17 protein-coding genes are annotated in these 14,183 nt (G+C 37.3%); all 17 read left to right on the forward strand.

Annotation, left to right across the window (positions count from 1 at the left end):
- Window positions 1-10 precede the first annotated feature (10 nt).
- The 17 genes from atpB (at window position 11) to CW357_RS05115 (ending at window position 14,181) form a co-directional block, all read left to right on the forward strand.
- Window positions 11-724, forward strand: a complete 714-nt coding sequence (gene atpB / locus CW357_RS05035; RefSeq protein ID WP_119414102.1) for a F0F1 ATP synthase subunit A — start codon at window positions 11-13, stop codon at window positions 722-724.
- An 82-nt stretch (window positions 725-806) separates the two neighbouring features.
- On the forward strand, window positions 807-1,019 hold the full coding sequence (atpE, locus tag CW357_RS05040) for a F0F1 ATP synthase subunit C (RefSeq protein ID WP_066791746.1): 213 nt from the start codon (window positions 807-809) through the stop codon (window positions 1,017-1,019).
- A gap of 168 nt (window positions 1,020-1,187) precedes the next feature.
- Window positions 1,188-1,712, forward strand: a complete 525-nt coding sequence (atpF, locus tag CW357_RS05045; protein ID WP_119414103.1) for a F0F1 ATP synthase subunit B — start codon at window positions 1,188-1,190, stop codon at window positions 1,710-1,712.
- On the forward strand, window positions 1,709-2,245 hold the full coding sequence (locus CW357_RS05050) for a F0F1 ATP synthase subunit delta (RefSeq protein WP_119414104.1): 537 nt from the start codon (window positions 1,709-1,711) through the stop codon (window positions 2,243-2,245). Before atpF ends, CW357_RS05050 begins: the two co-directional genes overlap by 4 nt.
- A 28-nt stretch (window positions 2,246-2,273) precedes the next feature.
- Entirely contained in the window at window positions 2,274-3,794 is a 1,521-nt protein-coding gene (gene atpA / locus CW357_RS05055) for a F0F1 ATP synthase subunit alpha (RefSeq protein WP_119414105.1), read from the forward strand.
- Between the two features lie 51 nt (window positions 3,795-3,845).
- The gene (atpG, locus tag CW357_RS05060; protein ID WP_119414106.1) at window positions 3,846-4,706 is read left to right on the forward strand and encodes an ATP synthase F1 subunit gamma; all 861 of its coding nucleotides are present in this window, start codon (window positions 3,846-3,848) and stop codon (window positions 4,704-4,706) included.
- Window positions 4,707-4,756: 50 nt separating this feature from the next.
- Entirely contained in the window at window positions 4,757-6,172 is a 1,416-nt protein-coding gene (atpD, locus tag CW357_RS05065; RefSeq protein WP_119414107.1) for a F0F1 ATP synthase subunit beta, read from the forward strand.
- A 24-nt stretch (window positions 6,173-6,196) separates the two neighbouring features.
- Complete coding sequence (locus CW357_RS05070) at window positions 6,197-6,601, forward strand: F0F1 ATP synthase subunit epsilon (RefSeq protein ID WP_119414108.1); 405 nt, start codon at window positions 6,197-6,199, stop codon at window positions 6,599-6,601.
- Window positions 6,602-6,674: 73 nt separating this feature from the next.
- Window positions 6,675-6,920: a DUF1146 family protein gene (locus CW357_RS05075; RefSeq protein WP_119414109.1), complete on the forward strand. Its 246-nt coding sequence runs from the start codon at window positions 6,675-6,677 to the stop codon at window positions 6,918-6,920.
- Between the two features lie 443 nt (window positions 6,921-7,363).
- The gene (gene murA / locus CW357_RS05080; protein WP_119414110.1) at window positions 7,364-8,662 is read left to right on the forward strand and encodes a UDP-N-acetylglucosamine 1-carboxyvinyltransferase; all 1,299 of its coding nucleotides are present in this window, start codon (window positions 7,364-7,366) and stop codon (window positions 8,660-8,662) included.
- Between the two features lie 118 nt (window positions 8,663-8,780).
- A complete protein-coding gene (gene spoIID / locus CW357_RS05085; RefSeq protein WP_119414111.1) occupies window positions 8,781-9,794 on the forward strand; it encodes a stage II sporulation protein D in 1,014 nt (337 codons plus the stop codon).
- A 10-nt stretch (window positions 9,795-9,804) separates the two neighbouring features.
- Window positions 9,805-10,464, forward strand: a complete 660-nt coding sequence (locus CW357_RS05090) for a M23 family metallopeptidase (protein WP_119414112.1) — start codon at window positions 9,805-9,807, stop codon at window positions 10,462-10,464.
- Window positions 10,465-10,547: 83 nt separating this feature from the next.
- On the forward strand, window positions 10,548-10,829 hold the full coding sequence (locus CW357_RS05095; protein WP_119414113.1) for a sporulation transcriptional regulator SpoIIID: 282 nt from the start codon (window positions 10,548-10,550) through the stop codon (window positions 10,827-10,829).
- A 224-nt stretch (window positions 10,830-11,053) separates the two neighbouring features.
- Window positions 11,054-12,055: a rod shape-determining protein gene (locus CW357_RS05100; RefSeq protein WP_124217489.1), complete on the forward strand. Its 1,002-nt coding sequence runs from the start codon at window positions 11,054-11,056 to the stop codon at window positions 12,053-12,055.
- Window positions 12,056-12,105: 50 nt separating this feature from the next.
- On the forward strand, window positions 12,106-12,945 hold the full coding sequence (locus CW357_RS05105) for a flagellar hook-basal body protein (RefSeq protein WP_124217490.1): 840 nt from the start codon (window positions 12,106-12,108) through the stop codon (window positions 12,943-12,945).
- A 72-nt stretch (window positions 12,946-13,017) separates the two neighbouring features.
- Window positions 13,018-13,857, forward strand: a complete 840-nt coding sequence (locus CW357_RS05110; RefSeq protein WP_119414116.1) for a flagellar hook-basal body protein — start codon at window positions 13,018-13,020, stop codon at window positions 13,855-13,857.
- A 27-nt stretch (window positions 13,858-13,884) separates the two neighbouring features.
- Complete coding sequence (locus tag CW357_RS05115) at window positions 13,885-14,181, forward strand: DNA-directed RNA polymerase subunit beta (protein WP_119414117.1); 297 nt, start codon at window positions 13,885-13,887, stop codon at window positions 14,179-14,181.
- Window positions 14,182-14,183: the final 2 nt, after the last annotated feature.

The raw sequence follows: 14,183 nt of genomic DNA on the forward strand, positions 1-14,183 counted from the left end.
TGAATGCAAAGTGCAACATGAAAATCCGCATTTTGAGTTATGGGGATTAGGATTTAACCCAGCGAATATTTTAGTATTACTGGTTACAGCTGTAATTGTTTTCTTAATTGCTTTCATTTCTACTAGAAATCTGAAGTTAAAACCAACAGGTATGCAAAACTTTATGGAGTGGATCATGGACTTCGTAAAGAATATCGTCAACAGCAATATGGACTGGAAAACAGGTGGTAGATTCCATGTATTAGGAATCACATTGATAATGTTCATCTTTGTTGCGAACATGCTTGGTCTTCCTTTCTCAGTTCAAGTAAATGGAGAACTATGGTGGAAATCACCAACAGCTGATCCGACAATCACAATGACTCTAGCCGTAATGATTCTAGTATTATCAAACTACTATGGTGTTAAACTACGTGGTATGAACCATTATATCGGTACGTTTACAAAACCAATGCTTTTCTTATTCCCACTGAAAATCATTGAAGAGTTTGCGAATACATTGACATTAGGTCTACGACTTTACGGTAACATTTATGCAGGTGAAATTCTTTTAGGATTACTTGCAGGTTTAGGAACAAGCTGGCATTTTATGGGCTTTTTTGCAGCCGCAGTTCCAACATTAGTATGGCAAGGATTCTCCATATTCATTGGTTCAATCCAAGCATTTATTTTCGTTATGTTAACAATGGTTTATATCTCTCACAAAGTGAGTGAAGACCATTAAGTATAAATTGTTTAGCAGTAGCATTAGCTAAACAGCTGACAACCACAAAAAAATATAACATTTCCAAGGAGGAAAATTTACAATGGGTTTATTAGCAGCAGCAATCGCAGTTGGTTTAGGTGCACTTGGTGCAGGTATTGGTAATGGTTTAATCGTTTCTAGAACAGTAGAAGGTATCGCTCGTCAACCAGAAGCTCGTGGCGTTCTTCAAACAACTATGTTCATCGGGGTAGCATTAGTCGAAGCCCTTCCAATCATCGCGGTAGTTATCGCATTTATCGTAATGAACAAATAATCGTCTTTAATTGTTTTATGAAATGGCGAAGAAAATTTCATCTAAGGAATACTTCGCCTTTCCTTATGCCTATAATTGAAGGGCAAAATTCCTTTAGAATTTACATCTTACTAAGATTCCAATCATAAATGATTTGAACTCTAAGCTCTTGAAGGGAGTGAAACAATCGTGTTTTTAGACTATCTATCACTAGGTGAAGCAGCTCATGTTGGCGTGAACTGGGGAGATATCCTGGTTACATTAATAGTTTTCATCGTCCTAATGCTTCTTTTGAAAAAATTCGCATGGGGTCCATTGATGGGAATTATGCAACAACGTGAAGAACAAGTTGCTGGTGACTTAGACGCAGCTGAAAAAAGCCGTCAAGAAACTAAACAATTATTAGAAGAACAACGTAGCCTTCTTAAAGAAGCTCGTGTAGAAGCGCAAGCGATTGTTGAAAACGCTAAGAAACAAGCAGATCTTCAAAAAGAAGAGATTGTTTCAGCTGCTCGTAATGAAGCAGTGCGTTTACAAGAATCAGCAAAACGTGACATCGAGACTGAAAAAGAAAAAGCAATCGCCGCTGTTCGCGAAGAAGTGGTTTCACTTTCTGTCCTTGCAGCATCTAAAGTACTTAATAAAGAAGTCTCAGAAGAAGATAATCGTTCTCTAATTGAAGAAACGATTGCGAAGGCAGGGGAAAATCGATGAGTCAATCGACTGCAGCGAATCGCTATGCTAAAGCTTTGTTTCAATTAGCACAAGAACATAATCTTCTAAATGAAGTAACAGAAGATTTACGTGAAGTAAAAATCGCATTTGAAGAAAACCAAGAACTATTTAAGTTACTTGATTCTCCAAAAATCGATGCAGAACAAAAGAAAGCAAACCTTTCTGAATTGTTCGCTTCTGTACAACCAATCATTGTGAATGCATTAAAACTTTTAGTTGATAAAAAACGCATTCATGAAGTAGTTAATGTAATTGATGCATTCGTTACTCAAGCTAACAATGCTCAAGGTGTTGCAGATGCAATTGTTTTCTCAACACGTGCACTAACAGAAGATGAAACACAACGCATTTCTACTGTATTTGCTCAAAAAGTAGGAAAAAATGCGCTTCATATTACAAACGAAATCGATGCAACACTACTTGGTGGAATTCGAGTTCAAATCGGAAACCAAATTTACGATAACTCAGTCGCAACAAAACTTGCTGGCTTACAACGTGAATTGATCGGTTAATCCAATAATCATTTGAGAGGTGACAAACGTGGGCATCAAAGCTGAAGAAATCAGTGGACTTATTAAAAAACAGATGGAAAATTACCAATCTGAAATGCAAGTTAGCGAAGTTGGTACAATCATCACTGTTGGTGACGGTATCGCTCGTGCTCACGGCCTAGACAACGTCATGGCTGGAGAATTACTTGAATTCTCTACTGGTGTTCTTGGTATGGCACAAAACCTAGAAGAAAATAACGTTGGTATCGTTATCCTAGGCCCTGCTAAAGGCATCAAAGAAGGCGATGAAGTTCGTCGTACAGGTCGTATTATGGAAGTACCAGTTGGTGAAGAACTAATTGGTCGTGTTGTAAACCCACTAGGTTTACCAGTTGATGGACAAGGTCCAATCAATACTACAAAAACTCGTCCTATCGAAAGCCCTGCTTTCGGTGTAATGGCTCGTAAATCAGTTGATACACCACTACAAACAGGTATTAAAGCAATCGATGCTTTAGTTCCAATTGGTCGTGGTCAACGTGAATTAATCATTGGTGACCGTCAAACAGGTAAAACATCTGTTGCAGTCGATGCAATCTTAAACCAAGCTGACCAAAACGTAACATGTATCTATGTTGCAATCGGTCAAAAAGAATCAACTGTACGTAGCTTAGTTGAAACTTTACGTAAAAACGGTGCATTAGACTACACAATCGTTATTACTGCAGCAGCTTCTTCTCCAGCTCCATTATTATACTTAGCTCCTTACGCTGGTGTATCAATGGGTGAAGAATTAATGCTTCAAGGTAAAGACGTATTAATCGTATATGATGATCTTTCTAAACAAGCAGCTGCTTATCGTGAACTGTCATTATTATTACGTCGTCCTCCAGGTCGTGAAGCTTACCCTGGTGATGTATTCTACCTACACAGTCGTTTACTAGAACGTGCTGCTAAATTGAACGAATCTTACGGCGGCGGTTCAATTACTGCTCTTCCATTCGTTGAAACTCAAGCAGGCGATATCGGTGCTTACATTCCAACAAACGTAATTTCAATCACTGATGGTCAAATCTTCTTACAATCTGACTTATTCAACTCAGGTGTTCGTCCAGCGATCAACGCAGGTCTTTCTGTATCTCGTGTTGGTGGTGCTGCACAAATCAAAGCAATGAAAAAAGTTGCCGGTACACTACGTCTTGACTTAGCTGCTTTCCGTGAACTTGAATCATTTGCTGCATTTGGTTCTGATCTTGATGCCGCTACTAAAGCAAAACTTGAACGTGGTAAACGTACAGTAGAAGTACTTAAACAAGATCTTAACAAACCTATTAAAGTTGAAAAACAAGTTGTAATTCTATATGCATTGACTAAAGGATTCTTAGATGATATCCCAGTTCAAGACATCGTTCGTTTCGAACAAGAATTATATGCTTGGTTAGATGTTAATGATGAAAACGGCGCCGGCGTTTTAAATCAAATTCGCACTACTAAAGGCCTTCCATCTGATGAAGATATGGCTTCAACAATCAATGCATTCAAAAAAACTTTCGCTCCTTCAGCTGAGTAAGATTGCATAAATGTGAATTTTAAAATAAAACGGTAAGGTGGTGAAATACCAGTGGCATCATTACGCGAAGTAAAACAACGTATTAAATCTACAACTAGTACAAGTAAAATTACGAACGCAATGCAACTCGTGTCATCTTCAAAAATGTCACGTGCTGAAGCAAATGCTAAAGCATACGTTCCATATATGAATAAGATTCAAGATGTTGTTGCAGCAATCGCTTCAGGAACTCAAGATGGCGCACATCCAATGTTAGTCTCTCGTCCTGTAAAAAAATCTGCTTACCTTGTGATCGCTTCAGATCGTGGTTTAGCAGGTGCATACAACTCAAATGTTATTCGTAAAGCACTTGATGGAATGGAAAGTCGTAACCAATCAAAAGATGACGTCGTTATTTTTGCGGTTGGTCGAGTTGTTCGTGATTTCTTTAAAAAACAAGGTTTTAACGTAGTTGATGAAGAAATTGGTTTACCTGACCAACCTTCATTTTCAGATATTAAACAAATTGCTCGTAAAGCTGTTGGTATGTTCACAGATGGTACTTATGATGAACTTTATATGTACTACAGTCACTTTATCAGTGCAATTTCTAACGAACCAACGGAGAAAAAAGTACTTCCAATTACTGATATTACTCCAACAAGCACAACATCAGCTTCTTATGAATTTGAGCCATCTGGCGAAGCAATTCTAGAAGTATTGTTACCACAATATGCGGAAAGCTTGATTTATGGTGCGTTATTAGACGGTAAAGCGAGTGAACATGCTTCACGTATGACAGCAATGAAGAGCGCTACAGATAACGCTCATGACTTAATAAATGACTTAACAATTCTGTATAACCGTGCACGTCAAGCGGCTATTACACAAGAAATTACCGAAATCGTTGGTGGAGCTGCGGCCTTAGAATAGGCCACTCCCTAACCTTTCTGTAATTAGTTTGATAGGAGGGAAATACAAGTATGAACACAGGACACGTTCTTCAAGTAATGGGTCCAGTTGTCGACGTACAATTCGATAACAACACATTACCAGAAATCAATAACGCGCTAACTGTAGAAATTAAACGTCCTAACGAAGACGCTGTAACACTTACTTTAGAAGTAGCTCTTCACTTAGGCGATAACGCTGTTCGTACCATCGCAATGTCATCAACAGATGGCTTACAACGTGGCGCAGTAGTAACTGACAAAGGTGCTGCAATCTCAGTACCAGTTGGTGAAGTAACATTAGGTCGTGTATTCAACGTATTAGGTGATACAATCGACTTAGCAGATCCAATTCCAGCAGAAGCTCGCCGTGATCCAATTCACCGTGAAGCTCCTACTTTCGAAGAACTTTCAACAAATGTTGAAGTACTTGAAACAGGTATTAAAGTAGTTGACTTATTAGCACCATATATCAAAGGTGGTAAAGTCGGACTATTCGGTGGTGCTGGTGTAGGTAAAACCGTATTAATCCAAGAACTTATCAATAACATCGCTCAAGGACACGGTGGTATTTCCGTATTCTCTGGTGTAGGTGAACGTACTCGTGAAGGGAACGACCTATTCTATGAAATGAGCGATTCAGGCGTTATTTCAAAAACAGCAATGGTATTCGGTCAAATGAATGAGCCACCAGGTGCTCGTATGCGTGTAGCATTAACTGGTCTTACAATGGCTGAATATTTCCGTGATGAAATGGGACAAGACGTTCTATTATTCATCGATAACATTTTCCGTTTCACTCAAGCAGGTTCTGAAGTATCTGCATTATTAGGTCGTATGCCTTCTGCCGTAGGTTACCAACCAACACTTGCAACTGAAATGGGTCGTTTACAAGAACGTATCACATCAACAAACAAAGGTTCTGTAACATCTATCCAAGCGGTATATGTACCAGCCGATGACTATACTGACCCGGCTCCAGCTACAACTTTCGCTCACTTAGACGCTACAACAAACCTTGAACGTAAACTTTCTGAAATGGGTATCTACCCTGCCGTTGACCCATTGGCTTCAACTTCTCGTGCATTGTCACCTGAAATTGTTGGTAAAGAACATTATGATGTTGCTCGTCAAGTACAAGCTACATTACAACGTTACAACGAATTACAAGATATTATCGCTATCTTAGGTATGGATGAATTATCTGATGAAGATAAATTGACTGTAGCACGTGCTCGTCGTATTCAATTCTTCTTATCTCAAAACTTCCACGTAGCTGAACAATTTACAGGTCAAAAAGGATCTTACGTACACGTAAAAGATACAGTTCGTGGCTTCAAAGAAATTCTTGAAGGTAAGTATGATAAATTACCTGAAGATGCATTCCGTCTTGTAGGTTCTATCGAAGAAGTTGTTGCTAAAGCAAAAGATATGGGCGTAGAACTTTAATACTAGGGACTTGGAGGAAAAAATATGAAGACGACTGTAGTCAACATTGTCACTCCCGACGGCCCAGTATACGATTCAGAAGTTAGCATGGTTATTGTGAAAACTGTAACTGGTGAAATGGGAATTCTGCCTGGACATATTCCAACAGTTGCTCCATTAGCAGTTAGTGCTGTTCGTCTTAAAAAAGACAATAACACTGAAGTTGTAGCAGTAAGCGGTGGCTTTGTTGAGATTCGTCCCGATAAAGTTACAATTTTAACTCCTTCTGCAGAAATTGCCGATGATATCGACATTGCTCGCGCAAAAGAAGCTGTTAAACGTGCAGAACAACGACTTCAAAGTAAGCAAGATAACATTGATTTCAAACGTGCAGAATTATCTTTAAAACGCGCGATGAATCGTATCAACGTTAAAGAGGGTAACATCTAAGTAATAGATGAATTTTAAAGCGAGCAGAATTTTATTTCTGCTCGCTTTTTTAAAAGAAAAAAGGGAGGACTCTATGGATTCAATAACAGCTTCTTTAGGACAAAATGCGTTAATTGGAATTTGTTCGCATATTTTCTTTATTGCAATAACATTTTATGCATTACAAGCAATCATGTATGAAAAAGTTTTTAAGAAAAATCATGTCTTTCAAATTCAGCTACTGTTAATTTTAGTAAGTATTGCTATCGGATCAACTGTGTCGAATTTCTTTATTGCCATTTCAACGTGGTCTAAACAATTACCATATTTATTTAATTAAATGTATTCTGTATGCAAAAGAAATAATGGCACAAACTTATTGTAGAAATTATTTCAGTATTAATCCATTTTATATTACAATAAAGTTATGTGCGTTTTTTGGTCGCATTATGTGTTTACATTATTCCTTTTGCATATAGAGTAACTAATTACCCAGGAAATATTTTGTTGAAACATGTTTAAATTTCTCAAGTATTGTTTTTCTTTAAGCGCAAATGGAAATTTATTAACACACTTCTAGTTTTTTAACGTAATATAGTATTACTATAGTTATTTATTTGTAGAAATCTAAAATAGTGTAATCGGTTCTTGTCAACAACATGAAAAAAAGGTATTATGAAAGTTGCTTTGTTACTAATTATTTACATTGAACAACTTAAAAAAAGAATTTTATGAGCTGAAATATAAGAAAGTTTATTTAGAATAAGTTCGGAGGGACATATTGTGGAGAAAATTGTTGTAAAAGGCGGCAAGGTTTTACACGGAAATGTAAAAGTAGAAGGAGCAAAAAATGCAGTTCTACCAATACTTGCAGCATCATTATTAGCATCTGAAGGAAAAAATATTATAAATAATGTACCGAACTTGGCAGACGTTTATACAATCGATGAGGTATTAAAAAGCTTAAATGTGGACCTTTCGTTTTCAAGCGCTGAAAATATTGTCGAAATCGACGCATCTGGACAGATTTCGTCAGAAGCTCAATTTGAATATGTACGTAAAATGCGTGCATCTATTTTAGTAATGGGACCACTTTTAGCACGTAATGGTTATGCACGTGTTGCAATGCCAGGTGGATGTGCAATTGGTTCACGACCAATTGATATTCATTTGAAAGGCTTTGAGTTAATGGGAGCGAAAATTTCTACAGGACATGGATATGTAGAAGCTTCAACAGAAGGCCGCTTAAAAGGTGCTAAAATTTATCTCGACTTTCCTAGTGTAGGTGCTACTGAGAATATTCTTACTGGTGCAGCATTAGCAGAAGGCACAACAATCATTGAAAATGCCGCAAAAGAACCTGAAATAGTGGATTTAGCAAACTTTATCAATGAAATGGGTGGTAAAGTAGTTGGTGCTGGAACAGATACGATTCGTATTGAAGGTGTCGAAAAATTACATGGTACAACACACTCAATTATCCCTGATCGAATCGAAGCTGGAACATTTATGATTGCTGCAGCGATTACAGGTGGCGATGTATTAATCGAAAATGCAGTTCCTGAGCATTTAACTGCGCTTGTTTCAAAAATGCGCGAAATGGGCGTCGAAATTGAAGAAGAAGCTGAAGGTTTACGTATCCGTGCAACTCATCCTTTGAAAGCAGTAGATATTAAAACTATGCCTCATCCTGGATTCCCTACAGATATGCAATCACAAATGATGGCACTAATGCTAGTAGCACAAGGTGCAAGCGTCATTACAGAAACTGTTTTTGAAAATCGATTTATGCATGTTGAAGAATTCCGTCGTATGAATGCAAATGCGAAAATTGACGGACGTTCTGTTATTATTGATGGACCATGTAAGTTACAAGGTGCCGAAGTTGCGGCAACCGACTTACGTGCAGCTGCTGCATTAATTCTCGCTGGATTAGTTGCAGAAGGCGTTACACGTGTTTCAGAGCTAAGACATTTAGATCGTGGATATGTTAATTTCCACAAAAAGCTAGCTTCACTAGGTGCAGAAATTGAACGAATTTCATCAGAAGAAGTATTTGAAAAAGAACTTCAAACAAACTGATTTTTCGTTAATATGGGACCCACTACATACATATGCATGTAGTGGGTTTTTATATGCTTAAAAAGAAAATCTTTTCAAAAAAATCATAAAAAGCAATGCAATCTCATATTCATAGATTATGAAAAAAATACATCTCTATATTCTACTTATTATCGCCGTTTTATTCATATTGCCAACTTTTTTAAACAAGGACAAGGAGACCAAATCCATTCCATCCTCAGAAGCTGCAGGAAAACAGACTCAGGGGAAGGAAAATACAGTAAAGGACGATGAATGTAATATTCAAATTCAGATTCAAGGAAAAAAAGAAACGTATTCACTTGAAGAGTACCTAGTAGGGGTTTTAGCTGCAGAAATGCCTGCTTCTTTCCCTCTTGAAGCCTTAAAGGCACAAGCTATCGCCTCCCGAACGTTCGCTTTAAAACGTACCAATTTTGGTGAAAATGCGATAGAGCCAAATGTATCAGCTCAAGCATTTGCCAACAAAGAGCAAAGAAAAAAGGGCTGGGGAAAAACTTTTAAGAAAAATGAAAAGAAAATAAGAAAAGCAGTAAAAGAAACAAAAGGACAAGTATTAGTTTATGAAGATGAACTAATTACAGCTATGTTCTTTTCAACAAGTAATGGACAAACAGAAAGTGCAAAAAGTTATAGTGGTCACGCCATTCCTTATCTTCAATCGGTCTCTGTTCCTACAAATGAAAAAGAATCACCAAGATATCACACAACTTATAATTTCACACTTCAACAATGGAATGCAGCCTTCAATGAGACATGGACAAAATCACAAATACAAAATATGAAAATCTCTCATAATAGTTCTGGAAGAGTTGAAACCATTAAATCTGGAGACTATAAGTGGTCTGGTAGAGAAGTACGCCAAAAACTGCAATTAGCGTCAACAGACTTCACGATTAAATGGAATACGGACAAAAATACGATTCAAGTAAAAACAACCGGATACGGCCACGGAGTAGGGATGAGTCAATATGGTGCCAAGGCACTCGCAGAAAAGGGGGCAGGTGTAAAAGAGATCCTTCATCATTTCTATCAACACGTAAAAATAGAAAAACTAAAAAAATCTTCTTCTCTATGTTTAAACTCTCAAGCTATTGACAACAATAGCAAATGAGGTGATGAAAATGAGAGAGGAAAATAAGAATAAACCTACTCCAAAAAAAGGAAATGTTACAAAACAGCGCTGGTTTTGGCCGGTAATTTACGCAAGCTTTTCGATTCTACTAGTCGCAGGTGTTTGGGGTTATTCGGCATTAACGAACTCTTCAAATGAGACAGGCACTAAGAAAATAACAGTTTCAAAAGAAGAGACTCCATCTGTAGAGACAAACGCAAAAGCCGAATCTATGAAGTATCCATTTAAAGAAGCACTCTTAAAAGATGCAAAAGTAATTCAGGACTACTACGATGTTGAGGCAAGTGAAGAATCTAGAGAAGGTGCCCTACTTGTATTTAACCAAACGTTTACAACAAGTGATGGTATTGCCATCTCAGTTAACGGTGAGGGCTTCGATGTTCTTGCTGCACTTAGCGGAACAGTAGAAGAAGTAAAAGACGACTCGTTTATTGGAAATGAAGTTACAATATCCCATTCTAATGGTATGACTACAAAGTACAGTTCTGTTGGTGATATCAAAGTTAAAAAAGGGGATAAAGTAGAACAAGGACAAACACTTGGTAAAGCAATTTCCAACGAATACAATCCAACTGCTGGAACACATCTTTACTTTGAAGTAATGCAAGAAGGTAAACTTATCAATCCAAAAAGCTTACTTGCTTTTTAGATAATTCTGACGACTAGGTTCTAAGTATAAGGTTTTAGACATAAGGTGAAGAAACGTTCGTACATTGTGGAAAGGAAGAGAATGTGCACGAACATATTCGCAATCGATGTCTAAAACTTGGTTTAATGCTTAAAGAGTCGCAACAGACTGTGAGAGCCTTAGCGCAAAAAACAGGTTACTCCAAGAGTACCATCCATAAGGATCTTACAGAAAGATTGTCACAAGTAAACGAGGAGTTAGCAAAAGAGGTAAGTGAAATACTGGCTTACCACAAATCCATCCGTCATATTCGCGGAGGAGAGGCAACACGCCAAAAATGGCTTTCTCGTAATGCAGAAAAAAAGACACCCTCGCATTTAGAATAGTGAGGGTGTCTTTTTTGTCTTTTATTTAAAAAGAAGATTGCTAACTACAGTACTGAAATATCATATGTATGGGAATAATAAGTAAAAAGGCATATTTTATATATATAAATGCCTATATATTAAGGAAATATTAGATGTAATTAAATCAATGCTATGTTAAAATATTCTAGATACATATCGAATTTTTTAAGTAAGAATTGATAAGGAATGAAAGGGGAAAAAACATGTTTTCTAAAGATATTGGGATCGATTTAGGAACAGCAAATGTATTGATCCATTTAAAAGGTAAAGGAATCGTGTTAAACGAACCATCTGTTGTTGCAATCGATAAAAATACAAACAAAGTACTAGCTGTTGGAGAAGAAGCACGTAAGATGGTCGGTAGAACACCTGGGAACATAATCGCTATTCGCCCATTAAAAGATGGCGTTATTGCCGATTTTGACGTAACAGAATCCATGTTAAGATACTTTATCAATAAATTAAATATCTCTGGTATTATGTCAAAGCCACGTATATTAATATGTTGCCCAACTAATATCACAAGTGTAGAGCAAAAAGCTATTCGTGAAGCAGCTGAAAAGTCAGGCGGACGTAATGTCTTCTTAGAAGAAGAGCCAAAGGTAGCAGCGATTGGCGCAGGAATGGATATATTCCAACCAAGCGGAAATATGGTAATCGATATTGGTGGTGGTACTACTGACGTAGCGGTACTATCAATGGGTGATATCGTAACATCTGAATCCATCAAAGTAGCGGGTGACTTATTTGATAATGATATTTTGCAGTATATTAAAAAAGAGTACAAGCTCTTAATAGGCGAACGTACTGCAGAGAATATCAAAATTCAAATTGGTACCGTCTATCCTGAAGAACGAGATGAAAGCATGGAAATTCGCGGACGTGATCTCGTTACAGGATTACCACGTATAATCGAAATTCATTCGCATGAAATTGAAAAAGCATTACATGAATCTGTTTCACTTATCGTGCAATCTGCAAAAAATGTTCTTGAAAAGACCCCACCAGAATTATCAGCGGATATTATTGATCGCGGTGTAATGGTTACAGGTGGTGGTGCTTTACTTCATGGCTTAGATCATTTATTAACAGATGAACTAAAAGTACCTGTCTTTATCGCAGAAAATCCTATGAACTGTGTAGCTGTTGGAACAGGCGTATTGTTAGAAAATATTGATAAAACACCAAAGAGTCGAAAAAAATAACCGAAATAAAATAAGAATATAAATCTTATTTTATTGAAAGGATGAAAGCGATGTTTCGTGGATTTTATACAGTTGCTTCAGGAATGATTGCACAACAGCGTCGTACTGAACTTTTATCAAACAATATCGCAAATGCAAACACACCTGGTTATAAAGCAGATCAATCTACCATCCGCTCATTTCCCAATATGTTATTATCGCGTATTACAAAAAGTGGAACTGCTAATGTAGAAAACGGCTTTGAAGGTAGTTCATCTAAACAAATTGGTGCACTTGGAACAGGTGTTTATATGCAAGAAACATTACCAGATTATTCACAAGGACAAATTACTGAAACAGAGCTTCCAACAGATGTAGCACTAGTAAATGGTAACTTACCAGTGAACGGTGAAACAGGAAAGCCTGGCGCTGTTTTTTACCGTCTTCAAAATCCAACAGGCGGAGAAGCGTACACCCGTAATGGCAACTTCACAATTGATGCTGCAGGTAATTTAGTGAATGCTCAAGGGTATTATGTACTGTCAGATCAAGGCAAGAAAATTACACTACAAAGTGAAGATTTCCAAATTACAGAAGACGGCTCAATTATGGAAAATGGGCAACAGGTAGCACGCTTAGGCGTATCTTATTCAGCACAACCAGATACATTGGCAAAGCGTGATACTGGATTATACTACACAAGTGATGGACAACCACTTCCATCCGCTTATAACGTAAATAATGTTAGCTTTTCTGTAAAACAAGGTTACACAGAACGTTCGAACGTTGATGCAGCTCGTACAATGACCGATATGATGACCGCTTATAGGGCCTTTGAAGCAAACCAAAAAATACTACAAGCGTACGATAAAAGTATGGATAAAGCTGCAAACGAAATTGGCAAAGTATAATATCTACTCTGCTAAAACAGCAAGCTAGTACCGTAGATTTAGTATTTTGGGTTACTTAGGAGGTTTACGTAAATGATACGTACAATGATTTCGGCTTCAAATACAATGTCACAACTACAACAACAGTTGGATACAATCGGTAACAATATGGCAAATAGCAATACACATGGCTTCAAAGCAAAGGAAGCTAAATTTGGCGAATTGCTATACCAAGAATTTAAAAACGATGAAGAAGACAAAACAAAGCGACAATCACCAGTCGGTATTCGTATAGGTGTGGGAGCTCGTTTAGCTCAGGCACAATTGAATACAAAACAAGGTGGCCTTCAACAAACAAATCGTGCACTCGACTTTGCATTTACAAAAGAAAACCAATATTTTAATGTGTTGATGCCAGATGGTAAAAATGGCACAAAAACAGCTTATACAAGACAAGGCGACTTTTATCTTTCGCCTATAAAAAACGGTAATGTAATGCTAGTCAATACAGATGGCTATCCAGTAACAGATGCCAATGGTAATGCCATCGTGTTGAAAGATGGGGCAAAAGACTTTGCTGTTTCGGAGGACGGAACGCTAAATGTTCAGTATAATAATAATACAAGCGTCAAAATTGAAATGGGTATCACACAGATTAAAAAGCCTCAATTGATGGAACATATATCTGATACATATATTGGATTGCCTAATAATTTTAATCAATTGGGTGTTACAAGAGCTGATGTTTTGCAAAACTTACAAGGTGCAAATCGTACACAAATAGGTATGCAAAATGGTAGCCTTGAAATGTCTAACGTAGATATTTCAAAAGAAATGACAGAACTTATTAATACTCAACGCTCTTATCAATTCAACGCTCGAACGATAACGATGGCCGATCAAATGATGGGACTAGTTAACGGAATAAGATAAGTAATTGTTTATAGAGGAGATTATGTAATGACAAATAATTCAACTGAACAGAGAACTGAAAAACCAACACCGCAACCGCGTACTCGCAGAGAAGCAAAGCAAAATAAAGAACTTGCTGATGAACGTATAGGTGGAAAATGGATCTCATCAAGCCTTTTTTCAATCAGTCTCCGAATCATCATTGTAGTTGTATTACTTGTCATTGCAGCATTTGCTGGTTCGGCGATTGGTTATGGTGTCATTGGTGATGGGAATCCGCTAAGCGTACTAAACCCAGCAACATGGCAACATATGCTTGATATTATGAATGGCAAACAATCCTAATA

Source organism: Rummeliibacillus sp. TYF005, assembly GCF_003844195.1.
Classification (GTDB): Bacteria; Bacillota; Bacilli; order Bacillales_A; family Planococcaceae; genus Rummeliibacillus.

Coding starts and splice junctions, on each gene's coding strand:
- atpE (WP_066791746.1), top strand. CDS start 807: ATGGGTTTATTAGCAGCAGCAATCGCAGTTGGTTTAGGTGCACTTGGT.
- CW357_RS05050 (WP_119414104.1), top strand. CDS start 1,709: ATGAGTCAATCGACTGCAGCGAATCGCTATGCTAAAGCTTTGTTTCAA.
- atpD (WP_119414107.1), top strand. CDS start 4,757: ATGAACACAGGACACGTTCTTCAAGTAATGGGTCCAGTTGTCGACGTA.
- CW357_RS05070 (WP_119414108.1), top strand. CDS start 6,197: ATGAAGACGACTGTAGTCAACATTGTCACTCCCGACGGCCCAGTATAC.
- CW357_RS05075 (WP_119414109.1), top strand. CDS start 6,675: ATGGATTCAATAACAGCTTCTTTAGGACAAAATGCGTTAATTGGAATT.
- spoIID (WP_119414111.1), top strand. CDS start 8,781: ATGAAAAAAATACATCTCTATATTCTACTTATTATCGCCGTTTTATTC.
- CW357_RS05090 (WP_119414112.1), top strand. CDS start 9,805: ATGAGAGAGGAAAATAAGAATAAACCTACTCCAAAAAAAGGAAATGTT.
- CW357_RS05100 (WP_124217489.1), top strand. CDS start 11,054: ATGTTTTCTAAAGATATTGGGATCGATTTAGGAACAGCAAATGTATTG.
- CW357_RS05105 (WP_124217490.1), top strand. CDS start 12,106: ATGTTTCGTGGATTTTATACAGTTGCTTCAGGAATGATTGCACAACAG.
- CW357_RS05110 (WP_119414116.1), top strand. CDS start 13,018: ATGATACGTACAATGATTTCGGCTTCAAATACAATGTCACAACTACAA.
- CW357_RS05115 (WP_119414117.1), top strand. CDS start 13,885: ATGACAAATAATTCAACTGAACAGAGAACTGAAAAACCAACACCGCAA.